This is a genomic window from Streptomyces sp. NPDC041124 (assembly GCF_055592385.1).
In genome coordinates, this window is record NZ_JBVIYR010000002.1 from 281,593 (window position 1) to 304,247 (window position 22,655).

Annotated in this window: 28 protein-coding genes; 7 read left to right on the forward strand and 21 right to left on the reverse strand. The window is 73.6% G+C overall.

The genetic code is table 11. From position 1 onward, the window contains the following. Window positions 1-34: 34 nt before the first annotated feature. From ACZ6A9_RS05665 to hisI, 10 genes are all read right to left on the reverse strand, one after another. Window positions 35-814 carry a DsbA family protein gene (locus ACZ6A9_RS05665; protein WP_468978952.1) on the reverse strand — a complete coding sequence of 260 codons (780 nt, stop codon included), beginning with the start codon at window positions 812-814 and terminating at the stop codon, window positions 35-37. A 98-nt stretch (window positions 815-912) separates the two neighbouring features. Beyond that, window positions 913-1,728: a tryptophan synthase subunit alpha gene (gene trpA, locus ACZ6A9_RS05670; protein WP_468978955.1), complete on the reverse strand. Its 816-nt coding sequence runs from the start codon at window positions 1,726-1,728 to the stop codon at window positions 913-915. After that, window positions 1,725-3,008, reverse strand: a complete 1,284-nt coding sequence (gene trpB, locus ACZ6A9_RS05675; RefSeq protein WP_468978958.1) for a tryptophan synthase subunit beta — start codon at window positions 3,006-3,008, stop codon at window positions 1,725-1,727. The genes trpA and trpB overlap by 4 nt, the downstream gene beginning before the upstream one ends. Before the next feature lie 66 nt (window positions 3,009-3,074). Further along, the gene (trpM, locus tag ACZ6A9_RS05680; RefSeq protein ID WP_468978964.1) at window positions 3,075-3,284 is read right to left on the reverse strand and encodes a tryptophan biosynthesis modulator TrpM; all 210 of its coding nucleotides are present in this window, start codon (window positions 3,282-3,284) and stop codon (window positions 3,075-3,077) included. Window positions 3,285-3,305: 21 nt separating this feature from the next. Further along, window positions 3,306-4,115: an indole-3-glycerol phosphate synthase TrpC gene (gene trpC, locus ACZ6A9_RS05685; protein WP_468978969.1), complete on the reverse strand. Its 810-nt coding sequence runs from the start codon at window positions 4,113-4,115 to the stop codon at window positions 3,306-3,308. Between the two features lie 119 nt (window positions 4,116-4,234). Continuing rightward, entirely contained in the window at window positions 4,235-4,675 is a 441-nt protein-coding gene (locus ACZ6A9_RS05690) for a DUF2752 domain-containing protein (protein WP_468980637.1), read from the reverse strand. Window positions 4,676-4,757: 82 nt separating this feature from the next. Further along, entirely contained in the window at window positions 4,758-5,009 is a 252-nt protein-coding gene (locus tag ACZ6A9_RS05695; protein WP_468978972.1) for an HGxxPAAW family protein, read from the reverse strand. Between the two features lie 120 nt (window positions 5,010-5,129). After that, the gene (locus ACZ6A9_RS05700) at window positions 5,130-5,777 is read right to left on the reverse strand and encodes a TIGR02234 family membrane protein (protein WP_468978978.1); all 648 of its coding nucleotides are present in this window, start codon (window positions 5,775-5,777) and stop codon (window positions 5,130-5,132) included. A gap of 50 nt (window positions 5,778-5,827) precedes the next feature. Next, a complete protein-coding gene (locus ACZ6A9_RS05705; protein ID WP_468978982.1) occupies window positions 5,828-7,321 on the reverse strand; it encodes an anthranilate synthase component I in 1,494 nt (497 codons plus the stop codon). A gap of 11 nt (window positions 7,322-7,332) precedes the next feature. After that, window positions 7,333-7,764, reverse strand: coding sequence for a phosphoribosyl-AMP cyclohydrolase (gene hisI / locus ACZ6A9_RS05710; protein ID WP_468978985.1), 432 nt, complete (start codon window positions 7,762-7,764; stop codon window positions 7,333-7,335). 116 nt (window positions 7,765-7,880) lie between these two features. On the opposite strand from hisI, the gene ACZ6A9_RS05715 reads away from it, so the two are divergent. Continuing rightward, the gene (locus tag ACZ6A9_RS05715) at window positions 7,881-8,516 is read left to right on the forward strand and encodes a TIGR03085 family metal-binding protein (protein ID WP_468978989.1); all 636 of its coding nucleotides are present in this window, start codon (window positions 7,881-7,883) and stop codon (window positions 8,514-8,516) included. Between the two features lie 23 nt (window positions 8,517-8,539). After that, window positions 8,540-8,938 (forward strand): VOC family protein, encoded by a 399-nt coding sequence (locus ACZ6A9_RS05720; protein WP_468978992.1) that lies wholly within the window; start codon window positions 8,540-8,542, stop codon window positions 8,936-8,938. A gap of 3 nt (window positions 8,939-8,941) precedes the next feature. Here the strand turns inward: ACZ6A9_RS05720 and hisF are convergent, their stop codons facing one another. Genes hisF through hisD form a run of 8 tightly spaced genes read right to left on the reverse strand, consistent with a single transcriptional unit; the run spans window position 8,942 to window position 14,671 of the window. Continuing rightward, a complete protein-coding gene (gene hisF / locus ACZ6A9_RS05725; RefSeq protein ID WP_468978997.1) occupies window positions 8,942-9,697 on the reverse strand; it encodes an imidazole glycerol phosphate synthase subunit HisF in 756 nt (251 codons plus the stop codon). Further along, window positions 9,694-10,098 carry a Rid family hydrolase gene (locus ACZ6A9_RS05730; RefSeq protein ID WP_468979002.1) on the reverse strand — a complete coding sequence of 135 codons (405 nt, stop codon included), beginning with the start codon at window positions 10,096-10,098 and terminating at the stop codon, window positions 9,694-9,696. The genes hisF and ACZ6A9_RS05730 overlap by 4 nt, the downstream gene beginning before the upstream one ends. Window positions 10,099-10,114: 16 nt before the next feature. Next, window positions 10,115-10,837, reverse strand: a complete 723-nt coding sequence (gene priA, locus ACZ6A9_RS05735; protein WP_468979005.1) for a bifunctional 1-(5-phosphoribosyl)-5-((5-phosphoribosylamino)methylideneamino)imidazole-4-carboxamide isomerase/phosphoribosylanthranilate isomerase PriA — start codon at window positions 10,835-10,837, stop codon at window positions 10,115-10,117. A 4-nt stretch (window positions 10,838-10,841) separates the two neighbouring features. Next, window positions 10,842-11,483 carry an imidazole glycerol phosphate synthase subunit HisH gene (gene hisH / locus ACZ6A9_RS05740; protein WP_468979010.1) on the reverse strand — a complete coding sequence of 214 codons (642 nt, stop codon included), beginning with the start codon at window positions 11,481-11,483 and terminating at the stop codon, window positions 10,842-10,844. 4 nt (window positions 11,484-11,487) lie between these two features. Then, window positions 11,488-11,646, reverse strand: coding sequence for a hypothetical protein (locus ACZ6A9_RS05745; protein WP_189555338.1), 159 nt, complete (start codon window positions 11,644-11,646; stop codon window positions 11,488-11,490). Between the two features lie 3 nt (window positions 11,647-11,649). Beyond that, the gene (gene hisB / locus ACZ6A9_RS05750) at window positions 11,650-12,243 is read right to left on the reverse strand and encodes an imidazoleglycerol-phosphate dehydratase HisB (RefSeq protein WP_103540374.1); all 594 of its coding nucleotides are present in this window, start codon (window positions 12,241-12,243) and stop codon (window positions 11,650-11,652) included. After that, on the reverse strand, window positions 12,240-13,349 hold the full coding sequence (locus ACZ6A9_RS05755; RefSeq protein ID WP_468979016.1) for a histidinol-phosphate transaminase: 1,110 nt from the start codon (window positions 13,347-13,349) through the stop codon (window positions 12,240-12,242). Before ACZ6A9_RS05755 ends, hisB begins: the two co-directional genes overlap by 4 nt. After that, a complete protein-coding gene (gene hisD / locus ACZ6A9_RS05760; protein ID WP_468979019.1) occupies window positions 13,346-14,671 on the reverse strand; it encodes a histidinol dehydrogenase in 1,326 nt (441 codons plus the stop codon). Before hisD ends, ACZ6A9_RS05755 begins: the two co-directional genes overlap by 4 nt. Window positions 14,672-14,864: 193 nt before the next feature. Between hisD and ACZ6A9_RS05765 the strand changes: the two genes are divergently transcribed. From ACZ6A9_RS05765 to ybaK, 4 genes are all read left to right on the forward strand, one after another. Next, window positions 14,865-16,442: an oxidoreductase gene (locus tag ACZ6A9_RS05765; protein WP_468979021.1), complete on the forward strand. Its 1,578-nt coding sequence runs from the start codon at window positions 14,865-14,867 to the stop codon at window positions 16,440-16,442. A 170-nt stretch (window positions 16,443-16,612) separates the two neighbouring features. Then, a complete protein-coding gene (locus tag ACZ6A9_RS05770; RefSeq protein ID WP_468979024.1) occupies window positions 16,613-17,689 on the forward strand; it encodes a hypothetical protein in 1,077 nt (358 codons plus the stop codon). Between the two features lie 11 nt (window positions 17,690-17,700). Then, window positions 17,701-18,441 carry an LON peptidase substrate-binding domain-containing protein gene (locus tag ACZ6A9_RS05775; protein WP_468979026.1) on the forward strand — a complete coding sequence of 247 codons (741 nt, stop codon included), beginning with the start codon at window positions 17,701-17,703 and terminating at the stop codon, window positions 18,439-18,441. A 28-nt stretch (window positions 18,442-18,469) separates the two neighbouring features. Further along, window positions 18,470-18,970: a Cys-tRNA(Pro) deacylase gene (gene ybaK / locus ACZ6A9_RS05780; RefSeq protein WP_468979029.1), complete on the forward strand. Its 501-nt coding sequence runs from the start codon at window positions 18,470-18,472 to the stop codon at window positions 18,968-18,970. A 424-nt stretch (window positions 18,971-19,394) separates the two neighbouring features. Here ybaK and ACZ6A9_RS05785 read toward each other — a convergent pair whose 3' ends face one another. The 3 genes from ACZ6A9_RS05785 to ACZ6A9_RS05795 all read right to left on the reverse strand — a co-directional run bounded on the left by ACZ6A9_RS05785 (window position 19,395) and on the right by ACZ6A9_RS05795 (window position 22,010). Continuing rightward, on the reverse strand, window positions 19,395-20,093 hold the full coding sequence (locus ACZ6A9_RS05785; protein WP_468979033.1) for an AAA family ATPase: 699 nt from the start codon (window positions 20,091-20,093) through the stop codon (window positions 19,395-19,397). A gap of 34 nt (window positions 20,094-20,127) precedes the next feature. After that, window positions 20,128-20,949 (reverse strand): ABC transporter permease, encoded by an 822-nt coding sequence (locus ACZ6A9_RS05790; RefSeq protein ID WP_468979037.1) that lies wholly within the window; start codon window positions 20,947-20,949, stop codon window positions 20,128-20,130. Window positions 20,950-21,035: 86 nt separating this feature from the next. Beyond that, window positions 21,036-22,010 (reverse strand): ABC transporter ATP-binding protein, encoded by a 975-nt coding sequence (locus tag ACZ6A9_RS05795; RefSeq protein WP_468980639.1) that lies wholly within the window; start codon window positions 22,008-22,010, stop codon window positions 21,036-21,038. Window positions 22,011-22,241: 231 nt separating this feature from the next. On the opposite strand from ACZ6A9_RS05795, the gene ACZ6A9_RS05800 reads away from it, so the two are divergent. Further along, window positions 22,242-22,652, forward strand: coding sequence for a VOC family protein (locus ACZ6A9_RS05800; protein WP_468979040.1), 411 nt, complete (start codon window positions 22,242-22,244; stop codon window positions 22,650-22,652). Window positions 22,653-22,655: the final 3 nt, after the last annotated feature.

Genomic DNA, 22,655 nt, shown 5'->3' on the forward strand with positions numbered 1-22,655 from the left:
AACAGGAACCCTGTCGTTCCCCGGGGGATCGGCCCTAGCCCTTGTTGGCCTCCTCCACCATCTGCTTCAGCCGCTCCGGGGTCATCGAGTTGTCCTGGTAGATGTTCTTCCCGTCGAGGAGCACGGTGGGGGTGCCGCTGAAGCCGCCCTTCTGGAACGCCTCGTTGGACTTCGCGACCCAGCTGTTGTGCGTGCCGTCTTCGACGCACGCGCGGAAGGCGGGGGTGTCGAGGCCGTCGACCTTGCCGGCCAGGTCGATCAGCTCCTCCTTGTCGGCGAAGGTGTCGTCACGCTCCAGCGGCTGGTTCCGGAACAGCACGTCGTGGTACGCGGTGAACTTCCCGGCGTCCTGGGCGCAGGCCGCGGCATTGGCAGAGTCACGGGAGCCGGTGCCGCCCAGGGCGCCGTCGATCAGCGTGACCAGGTGGTACTCCACCTTCAGCCGGCCGGCGTCGGTCAGCTCGTGGATGGTGGGGCTGTAGACCTCCTCGAAGGACTTGCAGGCCGGGCAGCGGAAGTCCTCCCACACCGTGAGCGTCGCCTTGGCGTCCGGATCGCCGACCGGGATGACGGTGCCGTCCTCGCCGAGGGCGCCCGAGGGGGCCACGACCGGGCCCGACGCTTCGCTCTCGCTGTCGTCCCCCCCGGAGTTGGCGGCGATGACGCCGATCACCGCCGCGAGCCCCAGGACGCAGACCACGCTCGCGCCCACGATCAGGGCACGGCGCCGCTTCTCCGCCGCCTTCTGCTTCTCGCGCTCGACCGCCAGCCGCTCCCGGGCGGTGCGCTTTCCCTCACGGTTCTTCTCGCTCACACCCCGCAGAACGAACCGGGGAGGCGCTCAGCGCCTCCCCGGTCCCAGGTCCACCCGTACGAGGGACCCGTATGACTACCTGCGTGGTCCGAGCCCGGTCACGCCTGTCCGCGTACGCCCCGGGCGAGTTCGCCGGCGAGCGCGCGGACGGCCTCGACGCCGGCCGCGTCGTCGGGGGCGTCCAGCATCCGCTTGACGAAGGCCGAGCCCACGATCACCCCGTCGGCGAAGCGGGCGACCTCGGCCGCCTGGGCGGGGTTGGAGACGCCCAGGCCGACGCAGACCGGGATGTCGGTGGTGGCGCGGGTGCGCCGCACCAGTTCCTCGGCCTGCGCGCCGACCGACGCGCGGGTGCCGGTGACACCCATCAGGGAAGCGGCGTAGACGAAGCCGCTGCCGGCCGCGGTGATCTCGGCGAGCCGCTCGTCCCTGCTGCTGGGCGCGACCACGAAGACCGTGGCGAGCCCGTGCTTCTCCGCGTGCTCCCGCCACAGCCCCGACTCCTGCACGGGCAGGTCGGGCAGGATGCAGCCGGCGCCGCCCGCCTCGGCGAGCTCGGCGGTGAACCGCTCGACGCCGTAGCGGTCGATGGGGTTCCAGTAGGTCATGACGAGGATCGGCTTGCCGGTGGCGGCGTGCGCCTCGCGGACCGTGCGCAGCACGTCCGCGATCCGCACGCCGCCGCGCAGGGCGATGTCGTCGGCGGTCTGGATGACCGGGCCGTCCAGGACGGGGTCGCTGTGCGGCAGGCCCACCTCGACGATGTCGGCACCGCCCTCCAGGGCGGCCTTGACCGCCTCGATGCCGCCGTCCACGGTGGGGAACCCGGCCGGGAGGTAGGCGATGAGGGCGGAGCGGCCCTCGGCCTTCGCCGCGGCGAGGGTGTCGTTCAGCAGTCGCACGGTGCCGCTCACTTGGCGTCCCCCTCGATCTCGGCGGTGCCGGCCTCGTCGGCGGCGACCTCGGCGTCGGTGTCGTACAGCCCGAAGTAGCGGGCGGCGGTGTCCATGTCCTTGTCGCCGCGGCCGGACAGGTTGACGACGATCAGCCCGTCCGGGCCCAGTTCCCTGCCGACCTCCAGGGCGCCGGCGAGGGCGTGGGCGGACTCGATGGCCGGGATGATGCCCTCGGTGCGCGACAGCAGGCGCAGGGCCTGCATGGCGGCGTCGTCGGTCACCGCGCGGTACTCGCCGCGGCCGCTGTCCTTGAGGTAGGAGTGCTCGGGTCCGATGCCCGGGTAGTCGAGGCCGGCGGAGATGGAGTACGGCTCGGTGATCTGGCCCTCGTCGTCCTGGAGGACGTAGGAGCGGGAGCCGTGCAGGATGCCGGGCTCGCCGGCGCTGAGGGTGGCCGCGTGCTCGCCGGTCTCGATGCCGTGCCCGGCCGGCTCGCAGCCGATGAGGCGCACGCCGGCGTCCGGGATGAAGGCGTGGAAGAGACCGATGGCGTTGGAGCCGCCGCCGACGCAGGCGATGGCGGCGTCGGGCAGCCGTGCGGCGCGCTCCAGGATCTGGCGGCGTGCCTCCACGCCGATGACGCGGTGGAAGTCGCGGACCATCGCGGGGAAGGGGTGCGGTCCCGCGACGGTGCCGAACAGGTAGTGGGTGCGGTCGACGTTGGCGACCCAGTCGCGGAACGCCTCGTTGATGGCGTCCTTCAGGGTGCGGCTGCCGGACTTCACGGCGATGACCTCGGCGCCGAGCATGCGCATCCGGGCCACGTTCAGCGCCTGGCGCCGGGTGTCGATCTCGCCCATGTAGATGGTGCAGTCGAGGCCGAAGAGGGCGCAGGCGGTGGCGGTGGCCACGCCGTGCTGGCCGGCGCCGGTCTCGGCGATGACGCGGGTCTTGCCCATGCGCCGGGTGAGCAGGGCCTGGCCGAGCACGTTGTTGATCTTGTGCGAGCCGGTGTGGTTCAGGTCCTCGCGCTTGAGGAAGATCCGGGCGCCGCCCGCCTCCGCGGCGAACCGGGGGACCTCGGTGAGCGCGCTCGGGCGGCCGGTGTAGTGGGCGAGCAGGTCGTCGAGTTCACGGGCGAACTCGGGGTCGGCCTTGGCCTTGTCGTACTCGACGGCCACCTCGTCGACCGCCGCGACGAGGGCCTCGGGGATGAACTTGCCGCCGAAGGCGCCGAAGTAGCCCTCGGCGCTCGGAACCTGGCCTTCCGGGTCAGGGATGAAGAAGGTGCTGGGCATGCGTGGACCTCACGGTGAGTGTGTGTCGGGCACTGTTCGCCGTGGGGGCGGGGTTGTCGGTCGGCCTCAGGCCGTAGGTGGCTGGTCGCGCTCACACGACGGAGCCGGGTGTTCCGGTACAGCCCCGCGCCCCTGTGGGGCGCGCTGCCATCGCCGCCCGTTCACCTGTCCCGGTTCGTCACCGATGACGTAGCGGACCCTGCGGCCGTGCACCCTGCGGGCGGGGGCACGGCAGCCACGGGGCCGGCAGCCACGAGCGAGGCGGGAGAGCGTCATCGGGGTCAGCCTACCGGCGGTTCAGCCGCGGCCGTGGCGGAGGGCCGGGTGCTCGCCCGCCGCCACCAGGTCGGAGACGGCCGTCCGGGGGTCCTTGCCGGTGACCAGGGACTCGCCGACCAGGACGGCGTCGGCGCCCGCGTTGGCGTAGGCGATGAGGTCGTGCGGGCCGCGGACGCCGGACTCGGCGACCCTGACCAGGTGGGCGGGGATCTCGGGGGCGACCCGTTCGAAGGTGCCGCGGTCGACCTCGAGGGTCTTGAGGTTGCGCGCGTTGACACCGATGACCTTGGCGCCGGCGTCGACGGCGCGCTCCACCTCGTCCTCGTCGTGGACCTCGACGAGCGGGGTGAGCCCGATGGACTCGGCGCGCTCGATCAGCGACTCCAGGGCCGCCTGGTCGAGGGCCGCCACGATCAGCAGCGCCAGGTCGGCGCCGTAGGCGCGGGCCTCCCAGAGCTGGTACGAGGTGACGATGAAGTCCTTGCGGAGCACGGGGATGTCCACGCGCGCCCGGACGGCCTCCAGGTCGGCCAGGGAGCCGCCGAAGCGGCGCTCCTCGGTGAGCACGGAGATGACGGCGGCGCCGCCCGCCTCGTAGTCGGCGGCCAGTCCCGCCGGGTCGGCGATCGCGGCCAGCGCGCCCTTGGACGGGCTGGAGCGCTTGACCTCGCAGATCACCTTGACGCCGTCGCCGCGCAGGGCCGCCACGCCGTCCTTGGCCGCCGGGGCCTTCGCCGCGCGCTCCTTGAGCTCGTCGAGGCTGACGCGCGCCTGCCGCTCCGCGAGGTCGGCACGGACTCCGTCGATGATCTCGTCGAGCACACTCACGCGAGCGGCCCCCTTCCTTGCGGTCGGTCTTCGATGGACACTGCGATGGTATCCGGAGCAGGGCGTATGCCTCGCATCCGGCCGCCCCGCGGTCCACTAGCTGGACATTCGCCCGCTGGTCAAGGATGCAGCCAGCCGCCGAAGGGCAGGTTCCGGACAATCGTGAAGACCAGCAGCAACGCTCCCAGGGACCACAGGAGCACCGGGGGCGGGTCGATCCTCAGGGGCGGGCCGCCGCGCACGGCGCGGACCACCCAGACGGTCCACAGCACGGCGAAGCACGCGTAGGCGAGCACCGCGAGGGCGTTGGCCTGCAGCGCGGCCGGCAGGTCGCCGTGGGCGACGGCGTGCGCGCTGCGCAGTCCGCCGCAGCCGGGGCAGTACAGGCCGGTGAGGTGCAGCAGCGGGCAGACGGGATAGTGGCCGGGCTCGTTGGGGTCGACGGCGGCGACGTAGACGAAGGCTCCGGCGACCGCGGCGAGGATCGCGGCGGGGACGGCCGGCCGGGCCGCCCGGCCGCCGCGGGGTGTGCTGGGGCTGGGGGCGTTCACGTGGTGCATTGTGCCCCGCATGCGGGTCAGGGGCGGTTCGGGCTCCGCCGTGCGGGCCGCGCCGCCCCTGCCCCCGGGTGCCGGGCGGTGCTCAGCCGCGGGCGCCGGCCGGGGCCTCTTCGCCGGTGGTCCGGTGCACGGGGTGGACGCTCTTCGGCTGGCCCATGCCCATCGAGCGCATGATGGCGCCGACGACACCGCCGAGGAGGACGACACCCATGCTCGCCCAGAAGCCCACGGGCTGGTCCATCACCATGAACGCGCCCGCGGCGCAGAAACCGATGAAGGCGATGATGACACCGGTCCAGGCGGCCGGGGTGTGACCGTGGTTGCTGCCCGCCATTGCATGCTCCTCGTTGCTGTGTACGTGTCTGAGCAGGGCGCTCAGCATCATTGTCCCGCACCCGGCCGTCCCGGGTGATCGGGGGTACCGGACGGGTGAGGGACCGCCCGCGGGGGCGCGTCAGGCCCCCGTCGGGTCCTCACCGCGGTCGAGCGCCTTCCAGAGGTCCTCCGGACGGTCCGGATCGACCCGCGCCGCCTGCTTCCGGCGCGGCCGCGCCGCCGCCCCGTCCCGCTCGTAGCGCCCGGACATCGCCGGCCACAGCCGTCCGTACCGCAGCGCCAGCAGCCCCGCCACCAGCAGCAGCGCGCCGCCCACCGCGGCGACGTACGGCCACGCCGTGTGGCTGAGGGCCTGAACCGTCGCCGACGTGTCCCCGGACGCCTTGGCCGCCTGCTCGTCCAGCGCCGCGCGGTCGGACGCCCCGAGCAGCGCCGCCGCGATCGTGCCCGCCCCGGAGAGGGCGAGCAGCGCGGCGACCGCGAGGCGGCCGGCCCGGCGGACGGCGAACACGGCGACGAGCGCGGCCAGTCCCACGACGGCCAGGGCGGCCGGGACGCCGGTGACGTCACTGCCCCGGGCGGTCAGGGGAAAGGGGCCGCCGGCCACCGTGACGGTGCCCTCCGACCACTGCTGCCGGGAGGCGAGCAGCGCCACGGCCGCGCCCAGGGCGCCGGACAGCAGGGCGACGGCGAGGGTGAGGCGGCCGGTCCTGGCGGAGCCGGCGGCCTCGGAACGTGGGGTGGGTACGGCAGTCACGCCCTCCACTATCGCCTGAACCCCGGGCGAACCGACAGCCGGGGTTCGTCCCGCGCGCCTCAGGACCGCCCCAGCCGGTTCGCCGTGTGCACCGCGCGCAGCACCGCCGCCGCCTTGTTGCGGCACTCGGTGTCCTCGGCGACCGGATCGGAGTCGGCGACGATTCCGGCCCCGGCCTGGACGTAGGCGGTGCCGTCCCGCAGCAGGGCGGTGCGGATGGCGATGGCCGTGTCGGAGTCCCCGGCGAAGTCGAGGTAGCCGACGCAGCCGCCGTACAGTCCGCGCCGGGACGGTTCGAGTGCGTCGATGATCTGCATGGCGCGGGGCTTGGGCGCGCCGGAGAGCGTGCCGGCCGGGAAGCAGGCGGTGAGCACGTCGAAGGCGGTGCGGTCGCCGGTGACCCGGCCGGTGACCGTGGAGACGATGTGCATGACGTGCGAGTAGCGCTCGATGGACATGAAGTCGACGACCTCGACGGAGCCCGGCTCGCAGACCCGTCCGAGGTCGTTGCGGCCCAGGTCGACGAGCATGAGGTGCTCGGCGCGCTCCTTGGGGTCGGCGAGGAGTTCGTCGGCGAGGGCCTGGTCCTCCTGCGGGGTGGTGCCGCGGTGCCGGGTGCCGGCGATGGGGTGGACCATGGCCTGCCCGTCCTCGACCTTCACCAGGGCCTCGGGGGACGAACCGGCGACGTCGAAGCCGTCGAAGCGGAACAGGTACATGTACGGGGACGGGTTGGTGGCGCGCAGTACCCGGTAGACGTCGAGGGCAGTCGCCGTGCACGGCGTCTCGAACCGCTGGGAGGGGACGACCTGGAAGGCCTCCCCGGCGCGGATGCGTTCCTTGACGTCCTCCACGGCCGCCCGGAAGTCGGGTCCGCCCCACCGCGCGGTGTACTCGGGCAGTTCGGACGGGGGCAGGACGGCCGGGGGCTGCGCCACCGGGCGGGTGAGGTCTGCCTCCATGGCGTCGAGGCGGGCCACGGCGTCGGCGTACGCCTCGTCGACGCCGGTCTCCAGGTCGTTGTGGTTGATCGCGTTGGCGATCAGCCAGACGGAGCCCTCCCAGTGGTCCATGACGGCGAGGTCGCTGGTGAGCAGCATGGTCAGCTCGGGGAGCCGGAGGTCGTCCCGCTCGCCGGGGCCGATCCTCTCCAGGCGGCGCACGATGTCGTAGCCCAGGTAGCCGACCATGCCGCCGGTGAAGGGCGGCAGACCGAGGTCGTGGGTGAGGTCGCGCGGGGTGTGCAGGGCCTGGAGGGTGGCGCGCAGGGCGCCGAGCGGGTCGCCGTCGACGGGCACGCCGACGGGCGGGGTGCCTTCCCAGTGGGCCTGTCCGTCGCGTTCGGTGAGGGTGGCGGCGCTGCGGACGCCGACGAACGAGTAGCGGGACCACGACCTGCCGTTCTCCGCGGACTCCAGCAGGAAGGTGCCGGGGCGTTCACCGGCGAGCTTGCGGTAGAGCGCGACCGGGGTGTCGCCGTCGGCGAGGAGCTTGCGGGTGACCGGGACGACCCGGCGGTCGGTGGCGAGCTTGCGGAACGTCTCGAGGTCCATGCCGGCCGACCCTACTGACCGGCGGCGGGGGCGTCCGCCACCAGCACGTCGGCGTCGAAGCAGGTGCGCGCCCCGGTGTGGCAGGCGGCGCCGACCTGGTCGACCTTGACCAGCACGGTGTCGGCGTCGCAGTCCAGCGCGACCGTTTTCACCCACTGGAAGTGGCCGGAGGTGTCGCCCTTGACCCAGTACTCCTGGCGGCTGCGCGACCAGTAGGTGCAGCGGCCGGTGGTGAGCGTGCGGTGCAGTGCCTCGTCGTCCATCCAGCCCAGCATCAGCACCTCTCCGGTGTCGTACTGCTGGGCGATGGCGGGCAGGAGGCCGTCGGGGCTGCGCTTGAGCCGCGCGGCGATCTCCGGGTCGAGGCGGCTGGAGGGAGCACTGTGGCGCGCGGCGCCTCCGTGAGGGGTGGCGGCCGGGCGACGGGCGGGCGTGCTGGTCATGCGGACCATTGTGCCGCGCGGGCCGGGTGCGCCCGCGCGCTCGTCCACCGGTTGGGCACAGGGGGTGGCCGGGTGACGGGTGGGCGGACTTCGCGGCCGGTCGTAGGCTGGCTTGCATGTCGACCCATGCGAAGCGTGAACGACTCCTGCTGGCCGATCTGCTGGAGACCACGGGGCCCGAGGCCCCCACCCTGTGCGAGGGCTGGACGACCCGGGACCTCGCCGCGCATGTCGTGGTGCGCGAGCGCCGCCCCGACGCGGCGGGCGGCATGCTGGTCAAGCAGCTCGCGTCGCGTCTGGAGCGGGTGACGGCGGAGTTCACCGCCAAGCCCTACGAGGAGCTGATCCAGCTCATCCGGACCGGTCCCCCGCGTTTCTCGCCCTTCTCTCTCAAGCAGGTCGACGAGCTGTCGAACATCGTCGAGTTCTACGTCCATACCGAGGACGTCCGCCGGGCCCAGCCCGAGTGGACGCCGCGCGAACTGGATCCCGTGTTCCAGGACGCCCTGTGGTCGCGGCTCGAACGCTCCGCGCGGCTGATGGGGCGCGGGGTTCCGACGGGTCTGGTGCTGCGCCGTCCGGACGGCCAGACTGCGGTGGCCCGTCGCGGCACGCCCGTGGTCACGGTGACCGGGGAGCCGTCCGAGCTGGTGCTGTTCGCCTACGGCCGGCAAAGCGCGGCCAAGGTCGGACTGGACGGCGACGAGGACGCGATCGTGAGGCTGCGGGAGACCAAACAGCTCGGCATCTGATCCGGACCCGAAAGGCGCAGCTCGTGATCAAAGTGGCCATGACCAGTGTGTACGTCGACGACGTGGCGAAGGCCCACGCCTTCTACACCGATGTCCTCGGCTTCGAGACGCGTACCCGCATGGACCTCGGCGACGGGACGCTGTTCGTCACCGTGGGCGCCCGCGAGGGCGCCCAGCGGGACCTGGAGCTCCTGCTGGAGCCGGGTCGGGGTCCCATCGCCGAGCCGTACCGCAGGGCCGTGCGGGAGGCGGGGCTGCCGGCGATCGTGTTCTCGGTGGACGACCTCCGCGCGGAGTACGAGCGGCTGCGCGGGGAGGGCGTCCACTTCGTCCAGGACCCGCGGGAGCAGGGCCCGGTGGTCGCCGCGGTGCTGGACGACACGGTCGGCAACCTGATCCGGCTCGCGCAGCCGGCGGGCTGAGCCTCAGCGCACCGGGTGACCGGCGTCCCGCAGCGTGTCCTTGACCTGGCCGATGCGCAGGTCGCCGAAGTGGAAGACGGAGGCGGCCAGGACGGCGTCGGCGCCCGCCTCGACGGCGGGCGGGAAGTCGCCGAGCTTCCCGGCGCCGCCGGAGGCGATCACCGGCACGGTGACGTGCCCCCGGACGGCGGCGATCATCTCCAGGTCGTAGCCGTCCTTGGTGCCGTCGGCGTCCATGGAGTTCAGCAGGATCTCGCCCGCGCCGAGTTCGGCGGCGCGGTGCGCCCACTCCACGGCGTCGATGCCGGTGCCCCGGCGGCCGCCGTGCGTGGTGACCTCGAAGGACCCGGACTCCGTGCGCCGGGCGTCGACGGACAGCACCAGGACCTGCCGGCCGAAGCGCTCGGCGATCTCGCGGATGAGGTCGGGCCGGGCGATGGCCGCGGTGTTGACGCCGACCTTGTCGGCGCCCGCGCGCAGCAGCCTGTCCACGTCCTCGGTGGTGCGGACACCACCGCCCACCGTCAGCGGGATGAACACCTGCTCGGCGGTGCGGCGCACCACGTCGTAGGTCGTCTCGCGGTTGCCGGACGATGCGGTGATGTCGAGGAACGTCAACTCGTCGGCGCCCTCGGCGTCGTACACCTTGGCCATCTCGACGGGGTCGCCCGCGTCGCGCAGGTTCTGGAAGTTGACACCCTTGACGACCCGGCCGTTGTCCACGTCCAGGCAGGGGATGACTCGGACCGCCAGGGTCATGAATCCACGGCTCCTCTGCATGCTTCGAGTTCCACTGAGACCAGTACGCGCGAGTCGGCGAAGCCCTCGACCACCAGCAGGGTGGTGACCGGGCGCACCGCGTCGAACAGCTCCTTGTGCGCGCGCCCGGCCGCGTCGACGTCCCGCGCGTGGGCGAGGTGGATGCGGGTGCGGATCACGGACCCGGTGCCGAGCCCGAACTCACCGATCGCCTCCAGCGCGTGGGTGAAGGCGGCCTTGGCCTGCTCGTACGGGTCGCCCTCCCCGTACAGCACCTCGCCCCGGAACGCGGTCGTGCCGCCCACCAGGACGCGGTCGCCCGCCGCCACGGCGCGAGCGGAGCCGAGGGTCTCCTCCCAGGGGTCACCGCTCTGCACGCGCCGTACGGCATCGTTCGTCATCGGGCCGTGTCCTTCTTCACGACGTGGCCTCCAGGGCCTCTTCCAGGGTGAACGCCTTGGCGTACAGGGCCTTGCCGACGATGGAGCCCTCGACGCCCAGCGGGACGAGCTCGGCGATGGCCCGCAGGTCGTCCAGGGAGGAGACGCCGCCGGAGGCGACGACCGGGCGGTCGGTGGCGGCGCAGACGTTCCTCAGCAGCTCCAGGTTGGGGCCCTGGAGGGTGCCGTCCTTGGCGATGTCGGTGACGACGTAGCGGGAGCAGCCCTCCTTGTTGAGGCGGTCCAGCGTCTCGTAGAGGTCACCGCCGTCGCGGGTCCAGCCGCGGCCGCGCAGGGTGGTGCCGCGCACGTCGAGGCCGACGGCGATCTTGTCGCCGTGCTCGGCGATGACCTTGGCGACCCACTCGGGGGTCTCCAGGGCGGCGGTACCGAGGTTGACGCGGGTGCAGCCGGTGGCGAGGGCGGCGGCGAGGGTGTCGTCGTCGCGGATGCCGCCGGACAGCTCCACCTTGATGTCCATGGCCCCGGCGACCTCGGCGATCAGCGCGCGGTTGTCGCCGGTGCCGAAGGCGGCGTCGAGGTCGACCAGGTGCAGCCACTCGGCGCCGGAGCGCTGCCAGGCGAGCGCGGCCTCCAGGGGGGAGCCGTAGGACGTTTCGGTCCCGGACTCGCCGTGCACGAGGCGGACGGCCTGGCCGTCGCGGACGTCGACGGCGGGGAGGAGTTCGAGCTTGGCCATGTCTCTACAGGGTTCCGATCCAGTTGGTGAGGAGCTGGGCACCGGCGTCGCCGGACTTCTCGGGGTGGAACTGCGTCGCCCACAGGGCGCCGTTCTCGACGGCGGCGACGAAGGGCTTGCCGTGGGTGGACCAGGTGACCAGCGGGGCGCGCATCGCCGGGTTCGTCGTCTGAAGGGTCCAGTCGTGGACGGCGTAGGAGTGCACGAAGTAGTAGCGGGCGTCCGCGTCGAGGCCGGCGAACAGCTCGGAGCCGGCCGGGGCGTCCACGGTGTTCCAGCCCATGTGGGGCACGACCTCGGCCTGGAGCGGCTCGACGGAGCCGGGCCACTCGTCGAGGCCCTCGCTCTCCACGCCGTGCTCGATGCCGCGGGCGAAGAGGATCTGCATGCCGACGCAGATGCCCATGACCGGGCGGCCGCCGGAGAGCCGGCGGTCGACGATCCAGTCGCCGCGGGCCTCCTTGAGGCCCTTCATGCAGGCGGCGAAGGCGCCGACGCCGGGCACCAGCAGGCCGTCGGCGTTCATGGCCGTGTCGAAGTCACGGGTGATCTCGACGTCGGCTCCCGCGCGGGCGAGGGCACGCTCGGCGGAACGGATGTTGCCGAAGCCGTAGTCGAAGACCACGACCTTCTTGGCGGTGCTCAAGGGCTCACACCTCCAGGTACAGAAGGCCCGTGCCGATGCACAGCACGGCGCCGATCGAGAGCAGCACGACGAGGCTCGTGGGCATCTTCTGCTTGACGAAGGAGATGATCCCGCCGACGAAGAACAGGCCGACGACGATCAGGACGGTGGACAGACCGTTCATGCTCTACAGGGCGCCCTTCGTGGAGGGCAGGATGCCGGCCGCGCGCGGGTCGCGCTCGGACGCGTAGCGCAGGGCGCGGGCGAGGGCCTTGAACTGGCACTCCACGATGTGGTGCGCGTTGCGGCCGTAGGGCACGTGCACGTGCAGGGCGACCTGGGCCTGGGCGACGAAGGACTCCAGGATGTGCCGGGTCATCGTGGTGTCGTACTCGCCGATCATCGGCGCCATCTTCTCGGGCTCGGTGTGCACGAGGTAGGGGCGGCCGGACAGGTCGACGGTGACCTGGGCGAGGGACTCGTCCAGCGGGACCGTGCAGTTGCCGAAGCGGTAGATGCCCACCTTGTCGCCGAGCGCCTGCTTGAAGGCGGCGCCGAGGGCGAGGGCGGTGTCCTCGATGGTGTGGTGGGAGTCGATGTGCAGGTCGCCCTCGGTCTTCACGGTCAGGTCGAACAGACCGTGCCGGCCGATCTGGTCCAGCATGTGGTCGTAGAAGCCGACCCCGGTGGAGATCTCGGTCTTCCCGGTGCCGTCGAGGTCGATCTCGACGAGGACGGACGTTTCCTTGGTGGTGCGTTCCACGCGTCCAACGCGGCTCATGCGCTCTGCTCCTTCTTGATCTCACGTACCGCGTCGAGGAACGCGTCGTTCTCGGCCGGGGTGCCCGCGGTGACCCGCAGCCATCCCGGTACGCCGTTGTCCCGGACCAACACGCCCCGGTCGAGGATCTCGCGCCACGCGGCGTGGGAGTCCTCGAACCTGCCGAACTGGACGAAGTTGGCGTCGGACTCGGTGACGTCGTAGCCGGTCGCGCGCAGTTCGGCGACCAGCCGGTCGCGCTCGGTCTTCAGCTGCTCGACGTAACCCAGCAGCGTGTCGGTGTGTTCCAGGGCGGCCAGCGCGGTCGCCTGGGTGATCGCCGACAGGTGGTACGGCAGCCGCACCAGCTGGACGGCATCGACGACGGCCGGGTGCGCGGCCAGGTAGCCGAGGCGCAGGCCCGCCGCGCCGAACGCCTTCGACATGGTGCGGGAGATCACCAGGTTCGGGCGCGAGTCGAGCAGCGGGAGCAGCGAGCCGCCGTGGCTGAACTCGACGTATGCCTCGTCCACGACCACCATCGACGGCCCCGCCGCCTGGGCGGCCTCGTACAGCGCGACGACGGCGGACGCGGGGACCGCGTTACCGGTGGGGTTGTTGGGGGTGGTGACGAAGACGACGTCGGGCCGGTGCTCGGCGATCGCCTTCTCGGCGGCGGCGAGGTCGATGGTGAAGTCCTCGTTGCGGGGCCCGGAGATCCAGCCGGTGCCGGTGCCGCGCGAGATGAGGCCGTGCATCGAGTACGACGGCTCGAAACCGATCGCGCTGCGGCCCGGCCCGCCGAAGGTCTGCAGCAGCTGCTGGATGACCTCGTTGGAGCCGTTGGCCGCCCAGACGTTCTCGGCGCCCACCGGGTGGCCGGCGGTCCTCGTCAGGTAGGCGGCCAGCGCGGTGCGCAGTTCGACCGCGTCCCGGTCCGGGTAGCGGTTGAGGTGCCGGGCGGCCTCGCGGACCCGCTCGGTGATCCGCTCGACCAGCGGCTCGGGCAGCGGGTAGGGGTTCTCGTTGGTGTTCAGCCGTACGGGGACGTCCAGCTGGGGCGCGCCGTAGGGGGACTTGCCGCGCAGCTCGTCCCGTACGGGGAGGTCGTCGATTCCGAAACTCACTTGTTCTCAGGCACCTTCCAGCCGAACCTCGCCTTGATCGCCGCGCCGTGCGCGGGCAGGTCCTCCGCCTCCGCCAGCGTCACCACGTGGTGCGCGACCTCGGCCAGCGCGTCCTCGGTGTAGTCGACGATGTGGATGCCGCGCAGGAAGGACTGCACGGACAGCCCCGAGGAGTGGCAGGCGCAACCGCCGGTGGGCAGCACGTGGTTGGAGCCGGCGGCGTAGTCGCCGAGGGAGACCGGGGCCCAGGGGCCGACGAAGATCGCGCCCGCGTTGCGCACCCGGTCGGCGACCGCGGCGGCGTCGGCGGTCTGGATCTCCAGGTGCTCGGCGCCGTAGGCGTCGACGACGCGCAGACCCTCCTCGACGCCGTCGACCAGGACGATCGCGGACTGGCGGCCGGACAGGGCCGGGACGATCCGCTCCTCGGTGTGCTTGCTGGCCTCGACCTGCGGCTTCAGTTCCCTCTCCACCGCGTCCGCGAGCTCCGCGGAGTCGGTGACGAGGACGGCGGCGGCCAGCGGGTCGTGCTCGGCCTGGCTGATCAGGTCGGAGGCCACGTGCACCGGGTCGGCCGTGGAGTCCGCGAGGATCGCGATCTCGGTGGGGCCGGCCTCGGCGTCGATGCCGATCTTCCCGGTGAAGTAGCGCTTGGCGGCGGCGACCCAGATGTTGCCGGGGCCCGTCACCAGGTTCGCGGGCGGGCAGGACTCCGTCCCGTGGGCGAACATGGCGACGGCGGTGGCGCCGCCCGCCGCGTAGACCTCGTCGACGCCGAGCAGGGCGCAGGCGGCGAGGATCGTGGGGTGCGGAAGTCCGCCGAAGTCGGCCTGGGCCGGGGAGGCGAGCGCGAGGGACGGGACGCCGGCCTCCTGGGCGGGCACCACGTTCATGATCACGGAGGAGGGGTAGACGGCCCGGCCGCCCGGCGCGTACAGCCCCACGCGGTCGACCGGCACCCACTTCTCCGTGACCGTGCCGCCTGGCACGACCTGGGTGGTGTGCGTGGTGCGGCGCTGCTCGCGGTGGACGAGCCGGGCGCGCCGGATGGACTCCTCCAGGGCCGCGCGCACGGCCGGGTCGAGCTCCTCCAGGGCGCGGGTGAGCGCCTCGGCCGGGACCCGTACCCGGTCCAGCTTCACGCCGTCGAAGCGCTCGGCGTAGTCGATCAGCGCCGCGTCGCCCCGATGATGCACGTCCTCGCAGATGGGCCGCACCTTGTCCAGGGCGGCCGCGACGTCGAAGTCGGCTCGGGGCAGCAGGTCGCGCAGGGCGGCACCCTCGGGGAGGGCGTCACCGCGCAGATCGATTCGTGAGATCACGTGCTCAATTGTCTCAGACCCCGGCCGTGGGCCGTCCGCCCGTTCCAGTGGCTGATACGGACCCCTCACGGTGACGGTCCGCGCACATTTTCGAGATCCCCTTCACTTTCCGTGTTCAGCGGGTCACCGTACCGGGCATCACCGGTTGTACGAAGGGACGAACCGACGGGTAGGTGAGGAGGAGGGGAGGTCCGTGACCCACGGGACGCGACCGGGCGGCGCGGAGCCGCCGGAGGACCTGACCGCCGCGGAGGCCGGCATGTGGCAGGCCTTCCGCAACGGCAGCGTGTACGACCTGAGCAGCGGCGACACGGTGGCCGACGATCCGCACGGCGGGCATCCGTGGGGTCCGGAGCGCACCGTCCGGGCGCGGGTGGTGTGCTGGCTGCTCCTGGACGGCCCGCCCGCGCTGGCGGGCCGGGTGTCGTCGCTGAAGCTCGTCGGGGTGCGGATCAGCGGCGTGCTCGACCTGGCCGGGGGCACGGTGGCGCCCTACTGGGAGCTGCGCGGCTGCCGCTTCGAGCGGGAGGTGCTGCTGCCGGAGAGCCGCTTCACGACCCTGCGGATGGTCGACTGCGCCGTGCCCCGTCTGGAGGCGGCCCGGCTGCACACCGAGGGCGACCTGCACCTGCCGCGCTGCCGGTTCCTGGGCGGCATCCGGCTGACCGACGCGCGGATCGGTACGGATCTGCTGCTCAACCAGGCGGTCGTGCACCGGGACCGCAACGGCCGCTCGATCGCCGCGGACGGGATGAGCGTCGGGCAGGACTTCCAGGCGGAGATGCTGGAGTCGCACGGCGAGCTGAGCCTGCGCAGCGCGACGATCGGCGTGTCGCTGAGCCTGCGGGGCGCGCGGCTGGGCAACTCGCAGACCCGGCTCGCGCTGAACGCGCCGCAGCTCACCGTCGAGCGCACGCTGTACCTGACCCCGGCGGGCGTCGGTGCCCAGGCGCGCAGCGGGATGACGCCGGCCCGCGGGACGAGGATCCAGCGGTTCGAGTGCCGGGGCGGGGTGCGGCTGGACGACGGGCGGTTCGGGGACGCGGTCGACTGCGAGGGGGCCCGGTTCGTCCTCACCGACGAGCAGGAGCTGTCGCTGCGCCGGGTGCAGACGCCGGAGCTGCGCTTCCTCGGCGAGCGGCCGGCGCGCGGCCGGGTGGTGCTGTCGGGGGCGCGGGTGGTGAACCTGGTGGACCGGGCGGACAGCTGGCCGGGCCCCGGCCGGCTGCACATGGGCGGCTTCACCTACGAGAACCTGGTACCGCGCGGTCCGTTCCCGCTGGGGCTGCGGCTGCGCTGGGTGGACGCGGCGAGCGCCGAGTACAACCCGGAGCCGTACGAGCGGCTGGCCGCCGTGCTGCGGGAGGGCGGGGAGGACGAGGACGCCCGGGAGGTGCTGCTCGCCAAGCAGCGCCGGCGCCGCGAGAGCCTGCCGCTCGCGGCCAAGCTGTGGGGGTACGCGCAGGACTGGACCGTCGCCTACGGGTACCGTCCGGGCCGGGCGGCGGTGTGGATGGCGGTGCTGTGGGCGGCCGGTTCGCTGGCCTTCGCGAACTCCCACCACCCGCCGCTGAAGAGCGGTGAGCATCCGGCCTGGAACCCCGCCCTGTTCGCGCTGGACCTGCTGCTGCCGGTGATCGATCTGGGGCAGGTGGGCTTCTGGCAGCTGCGCGGCGGCTGGCAGTGGCTGTCGGCCGCGTTCATCCTGCTCGGATGGATCCTGGCGACCACGGTGGCGGCGGGTGCGACCCGGACGCTGCGGCGCACATAGTCCGCCCGCGCGCGACCCGCGGGGCGGGTGAAGCAGCCGTGGTCCGGTGTTTCCTGAGGGATGGGCTCCCTGAGGGACCGTCTGCTTTTTACCGGGGCTTGACCGGCCCGCGTACAACTTTCCGTGACTTCCGTGTGCGCTCTGGCGCCGCTGTGACCTGCGGTCTTTCAATGGTCGACACCATGGCTCTGCTGCACGCGTTCACCCGTACGTCCCGGGCGCGAGGAAAGTCGACGGGCGCCGCCTCCCCCGTCCCCCTCGTCCTGCCCGGTGACGACGAGGTGCTGCTCGACGCGCCGGACGACGTCCTCGGCCCGGCGCTGGTCGGCGCGGCGGGCGGCAACCACGGGCCCGCCGCGGAGCTGCTCGCGGCCACCCGGCGCACGGGCGCCTGGGACCACCGCGACCGGTACGTACGGGGCCTGGCCGCGTTCGCCCGCGCGCGCCCCGGATGGCTGGACACCTGGCGCGCGCTCGCCCCGCTCGACCCGGACGCCGCCGTCGTGGACGCCCAGCGGGCGGTGGACCGCGCCTGGGACGCACCGGCGCGCGGTGAGCTGCTGCGCGAGGTGAGCCCGCTGATCACGGCCGCCGCCCGGGCGGACCACCGCGACCCGGTGCCCTGGCGGCTGGCCCTGGACCACGCACGGGGCACGCGGGCCGGCCACACCTACGTCGAGGAGCTGTGGGCCGCGGCCGTGCGGCGCGCCCCGCACCACCACGGGTGCCATGTGGCGGCCCTGCGCTATCTGGCGTCCTCCTGGCACGGCTCGCACCGGGAGTGCCTCGACTTCGCCGACCGGGCCGCCCAGGACGCGCCGGAGGCCTCGCTCACGCAGGCGCTGCCGCTGCGGGCGGCCTTCGGCTACCTGACCGACGGCTGCGGTCCCGAGGTGCCGCGCGCACGGCTGGAGGCCGCGGCCGACCGCGCCGTCGCGTTGTCCGCGCGGCTGCCCGCGGGCCAGTCCTGGCCGGCCGAGCTGCGCAACCTGCTGACGTACGTCCTGGTCCGGCTGGAGCGCTGGCCGGACGCCCTGGAGCAGCTGCGGCTGACCGGCCCGTACGCCACGTCGTTCCCCTGGGACCGGGACGCGGAGGACCCGCTGGGCCGGTTCCTGGAGGTGCGCCGGGCCGTGGGCGCCGCGGTCGCGTCCGGTGTCCGGGGGCCCGGTTCCGGCGGGTCCGTCCCGGTCCCCGGCCGTGCGGACCGCGGGCGGGGCGGACGACTCCGCTCCGGCGCCCATTAGGCTTTTGCCCTGTGACCACCGTCCGGCTTCCGCTCTTCCCCCTGAACACGGTGCTGTTCCCGGGGCTCGTGCTCCCGCTCAACGTCTTCGAGGAGCGCTACCGCGCCATGATGCGCGAGCTGCTGAAGACGCCGGAGGACGAGCCACGCCGGTTCGCCGTCGTGGCGATCCGCGACGGCCACGAGGTGGCGCGGACCGCCCCCGGGATGCCCGATCCGACGGCCGAGCCCGAGCGGGGCCCGGCGGCGGGCTTCGGCAGCGATCCGCTGCGCGCCTTCCACAAGGTGGGCTGTGTGGCCGACGCGGCGACGGTCCGGGAGCGGGCCGACGGCACCTTCGAGGTGCTGGCGACCGGGACGACCCGGGTGCGGCTGCTGTCGGTCGACGCCTCGGGGCCGTTCCTGACGGCCGAACTGGAACCGCTGGAGGAGGAACCCGGCGACGAGCCGGGAGCGCTGGCGGAGGGGGTGCTGCGGTCGTTCCGCCAGTACCAGAAGCGCCTCGCGGGGGCACGGGAGCGGTCGCTGGCGACCGGCGCGGACCTGCCGGACGAGCCGGGCGTGGTCTCCTACCTGGTCGCCGCGGCGATGATGCTGGACACGCCGACGCGGCAGCGCCTGCTCCAGGCGCCGGACACCGCGTCGCGGCTGCGGGACGAACTGAAACTCCTTCGCACCGAGACGGCGATCATCCGTAATCTGCCCTCGTTGCCCGCGTCGGAGCTGACGCGCGGCCCGATGAGTCTCAACTGACGTACGACTGTCCGGGGTGACGGCCGCAATGGCGAAGAAGTCCAGGAAGCAGCAGCCGGGGGGAACGCCCGCGACGGTGGCGCTCACGGCGGCCGGGGTGCCGTTCACGGTGCACTCCTACGACCACGATCCGTCCCATCCCTCCTACGGCGAGGAGGCCGCCGAGGCGATGGGCGTCGCACCGGAGCGGGTGTTCAAGACACTGGTGGCGGACGTCGACGGGACGCTGACGGTGGCGGTGGTGCCGGTGGCGGGCCAACTCGACCTGAAGGCGCTCGCGTCGGCGGTCGGCGGCAAGCGGGCGGCGATGGCCGACCCGGCCCTGGCGGAACGCACCACCGGATACGTGCGGGGCGGGATCTCACCGCTGGGCCAGCGCAGGAGGCTGCCGACGGTCCTGGACGCGTCGGCCACGCGGCACGGGACGATCTGCGTCTCGGCCGGGCGGCGCGGCCTGGAGGTCGAACTCTCCCCGGCCGACCTGACCGACCTGACCTCCGCCGTCCTGGCCCCCATCGGACGCGTCTGACGGCTCGGCGCGCGTGCCTGCCCCCGGCCGGGGACGCCCGCGCCTCCCCGGCCGGGGGCAGGCACACGCCGTGCCGAACCCGTCCTCGCGCGGGGCACACCCGGCTTTGGCCACGACCGGTCGCGCGACTCGCCGCGCGCGGGAACAGCCGGACACCGCCCACGCCGCCGCCCCGCCCGACCCGCGGCACGCGCCCTCCGGCAGCACCCGTGCCGCCGGGGCGTAGGGGGAATTCCCCTGCTCGAACGAAGCCGGGAGCGGAGAGGGCCCGCGGGACACCCCCCGCAGATGCGCAGCCTCCGACGAGGGCCCCTGGCGACGCCCTGGGCGGCACTCCCCCGAGCAGTCGCGATGCCCCGCACACCCGGGCGCCGGGCCGCCACAGGGCGACCGCCGCGGCCACGCCCCCGGGCCGGCCCCGGAACTAGGCCCCGGTTCCCGGCACGTGCGGATCCGGCGGGAGGTCCTCCGGGTCCCGCGGTCCGAACAGGCTCGTCAGCCCCAGGTGCAGCACCAGCCCCGCGAACGGCCACGCCAGCAGCGCGCCCTTCGCGCTCAGCTGCAACGGCGCGTCGAAGGTGACGCCCCGCCCCACGCTCCGGGCCTGCGCCATCACGTCCTCCGCCGGCCCCAGCCACACCCCGAGCCGCCAGGCCAGCACCGACCCCAGCAGCCCGCCCGCGGCGAGCGCCACCACCAGGGGCACACCGCCCCGCCGCCGCACCAGGAACACGACGAGCGCGCTCACCGCGCCGAACCCCAGCGCGAGCAGCGTGAACGTCCCGTCCACCCCGATGCCCTGCTCGCCCTCGGAGTCCTTGAGGTAGACGGCCCAGTTGCCGCCGGCCACCTCGCCCACCAGCGGCACGCGCGGTGCCAGCCACCACCACAGCACTCCGAGCAGCAGCCCGCCGAGCGCCACCGCCACCAGGGTCACCGCGGCCTCCCGCAGTTCCTGCTTCATCCCGGGTCCGTCCTGGTCGTCCCACCAGCCGTGCCGGGGATACCCGGACTTCCCGGCGTGCCCGTCCGAGGTCTCCGCGGCCGGGTCGGACGGCGGCTGCCACGGGTCCCGGGCGGAATGCTCGTGCGGGGGCGGTGGAGGTGTCAGGGGAGCGCTCACCCTGCCATCGTGCCAGGCCCGGCCGTGCGGCGCGTCACCGGACGGCTGCCCTGCGGTACGCCCAGGTCGCCACGGCCAGCGAGAGCATCCCGACGGCCCCGCACACGGCGAGGTCACCGAGCACGAGGGCCCAGTCGGGGTGCGGCGCGAACGTCCGCGCGAACGCCTCGACGCCGTACGTCGACGGCAGCAGGTCGCGGGCCAGGCGCACCGCCTCGGGCATCCGCTCCGGCGGCAGCACGCCCAGCAGCAGCGCGGCGGACATGCCGAGCTGGCCGAGGAGCGTGGCCAGTTCCGGCCGGGGCGCCAGCAGGCCGAGCGCCGCTCCGAGCCCGGCCAGCGCGGCGCCCGCGAGGGGGATCACCGCGATCAGGATCCACAGGTGCGCCAGCGGCAGCCCGAACAGCGCGCAGCCGAAGACGGCGGTCACGACGGTGCCCGGCACGGTGAACGAGGCGTACGCGCCGGCCGCGCCCAGCACCACCGCCGCCGGCGGCACCGGCAGGGTCGCGTAGTGGTCGAGTCCGCCGCCGGCCCGCAGCTGGCCGAAGTACTGGGCGAGGAGGTTCAGCGCGACGAACGCGACGACCAGCACCGCCGAGCCGGCGACCACGGCCCGAGCCTCACCGCCGCCGTCCACGACCCCGCGCATCAGGATCATGATGCCGACCGACTGGAAGGTCGCCACGAACAGCAGCGGGATCCGCGCGACCCGGGCCCGGGACAGCTGCGCCCGGTACACGGCCGCCAGCGACGGCCACAGCCGTGCCCGGGGGCCGAGTTCGGCCGTTTCCGGCGCGGCCGCCTCCGCGGTCAGGGCACCGCCCGGCAGGACATCGGCGGGTACGGCACTCACGTCGTGCTGCTCTCCTTCGCTCGGAGCTTCACCCGGATGCGCGCGGGCACCCGCCCCGTTCCGTACGGATGACACGGCCCGTGTGCTCACGCCTTCACCAGACCCTGTCGTACGGCACCGCCGAGCGCGAGGTAGACGTCCTCCAGGCTGGGCGTGGCCAGCGTGAAGTCGTCCAGGGCCGCGAAGGCGGCACCGCCGGTGACGGTGGCGACGACCGTACGGGCCTCCTCCGGCGCCAGCCGCAGGGTCCAGCGGCGGCCGGACGCGACGACGCGGTCGCGCAGCGCGGCGACCTCGGGCACGTGCAGCGGCGCGGCCTCGCGCCACACCAGGTCGACCCGGACCTCTCCGGCGACCTGCTCCTTGAGCCCGGACGGGGTGTCGCAGGCGATGACCCGGCCGCGGTCGAGCACCGCGACCCGGTCGAGGACGGTCTCGGCCTCGATGACGTTGTGGGTGACCAGCAGGACGGTCGCGCCGTGCTCGGCGCGGCGCCGGTCGACGGCCGACCACACCGCGCGCCGGGCCACCGGGTCCATGCCGGTGGTGGGCTCGTCGAGCACCAGCAGCGGCCGCCACCCCACCAGCGCGGCGGCGAAGCAGGCGAGTCTGCGCTGGCCTCCGGAGAGCTTGCGCAGCGGGCGCCCGGCGAGCGGGGCGAGCCCCAGTTCGTCCAGGACGTCGTCCCGTTCCGCCCGCGCCCGGCGTGCGTCGAGGCCGCGCAGCCGGCCGGTGGTCTCGGCGGCGAGGGACACGGTGAGGTCGTCGAGGGCGGTGGACTCCTGGCCCAGGTAGGCGAGGATGCGCGAGGCCCGCTCGGGGTGGCGCACGATGTCGTGGCCGAGGATCCCGACGCTGCCGCGGTCGGGCCGCATCAGTCCGGTCAGCTGGCGCACGAGGGTGGACTTGCCGGCGCCGTTCGGCCCGAGCAGGCCGAAGATCTCACCGCGCCGGATGTCGAGCGCCACGTCGTCGGTGGCCCGGACCTCGGGCGTCGCGGGAACACCGCGCCGGCCGCGCACCGCCGGGTAGGTCTTGGTCAGTCCGCGCACCACGCACACGACATCACCGCCGTGCCGGGAGCCCTGTGCCGCGCGCGTATTCACAAGGGACGAGCCTACGGGGTCGGGAAGCCCGGCCCGTCCTCGGGGCGCCCTTGCGCGGCGCCCGCCGGGAGGGGACGCACCGGACGCACCGGACACGCCGGCCGCGACCCGTGGACTGCGGGGAATCATCCGGTCGCACACCGTGTTCACCGGTCGTCCCGCCCGAACGGTCTTCGAGGAGCCGACATGACCGACGAACCCGCCGTCCGCGAGCTGCGGCTGGTGGTCACCGCCGACGACTACGACGCCGCGCTGCGCTTCTACCGCGACGTCCTGGGACTGCCCGAGCGCGCGGCGTTCTCCTCACCCGGCGGCAGGGTCACCATCCTCGAGGCGGGCCGGGCCACCCTGGAACTGACCGATCCGCACCACGCCGCCTTCATCGACGAGGTCGAGGTCGGGCGCCGGGTGGCCGGTCATGTCCGGGTCGCCTTCCAGGTCGACGACTCCGCCGCCACCACGGCGAAGCTGGCCGCCGCCGGAGCCGAGGTGGTCGCCGAACCGACCCGCACCCCCTGGAACTCCCTGAACGCGCGCCTGGAGGCACCGGGCGCACTCCAGCTGACCCTCTTCACCGAGCTCGGCGACCAGGGCTGACCG

What these genes read in the sequence shown, in the direction of transcription:
- trpB (WP_468978958.1), bottom strand. Translation starts at nt 3,008, where the DNA reads ATGCCCAGCACCTTCTTCATCCCTGACCCGGAAGGCCAGGTTCCGAGC.
- trpM (WP_468978964.1), bottom strand. Translation starts at nt 3,284, where the DNA reads ATGACGCTCTCCCGCCTCGCTCGTGGCTGCCGGCCCCGTGGCTGCCGT.
- ACZ6A9_RS05690 (WP_468980637.1), bottom strand. Translation starts at nt 4,675, where the DNA reads ATGCACCACGTGAACGCCCCCAGCCCCAGCACACCCCGCGGCGGCCGG.
- ACZ6A9_RS05695 (WP_468978972.1), bottom strand. Translation starts at nt 5,009, where the DNA reads ATGGCGGGCAGCAACCACGGTCACACCCCGGCCGCCTGGACCGGTGTC.
- ACZ6A9_RS05705 (WP_468978982.1), bottom strand. Translation starts at nt 7,321, where the DNA reads ATGGACCTCGAGACGTTCCGCAAGCTCGCCACCGACCGCCGGGTCGTC.
- hisI (WP_468978985.1), bottom strand. Translation starts at nt 7,764, where the DNA reads ATGACCAGCACGCCCGCCCGTCGCCCGGCCGCCACCCCTCACGGAGGC.
- ACZ6A9_RS05715 (WP_468978989.1), top strand. Translation starts at nt 7,881, where the DNA reads ATGTCGACCCATGCGAAGCGTGAACGACTCCTGCTGGCCGATCTGCTG.
- hisF (WP_468978997.1), bottom strand. Translation starts at nt 9,697, where the DNA reads ATGACCCTGGCGGTCCGAGTCATCCCCTGCCTGGACGTGGACAACGGC.
- ACZ6A9_RS05730 (WP_468979002.1), bottom strand. Translation starts at nt 10,098, where the DNA reads ATGACGAACGATGCCGTACGGCGCGTGCAGAGCGGTGACCCCTGGGAG.
- priA (WP_468979005.1), bottom strand. Translation starts at nt 10,837, where the DNA reads ATGGCCAAGCTCGAACTCCTCCCCGCCGTCGACGTCCGCGACGGCCAG.
- ACZ6A9_RS05745 (WP_189555338.1), bottom strand. Translation starts at nt 11,646, where the DNA reads ATGAACGGTCTGTCCACCGTCCTGATCGTCGTCGGCCTGTTCTTCGTC.
- hisB (WP_103540374.1), bottom strand. Translation starts at nt 12,243, where the DNA reads ATGAGCCGCGTTGGACGCGTGGAACGCACCACCAAGGAAACGTCCGTC.
- ACZ6A9_RS05770 (WP_468979024.1), top strand. Translation starts at nt 16,613, where the DNA reads ATGGTCGACACCATGGCTCTGCTGCACGCGTTCACCCGTACGTCCCGG.
- ybaK (WP_468979029.1), top strand. Translation starts at nt 18,470, where the DNA reads ATGGCGAAGAAGTCCAGGAAGCAGCAGCCGGGGGGAACGCCCGCGACG.
- ACZ6A9_RS05800 (WP_468979040.1), top strand. Translation starts at nt 22,242, where the DNA reads ATGACCGACGAACCCGCCGTCCGCGAGCTGCGGCTGGTGGTCACCGCC.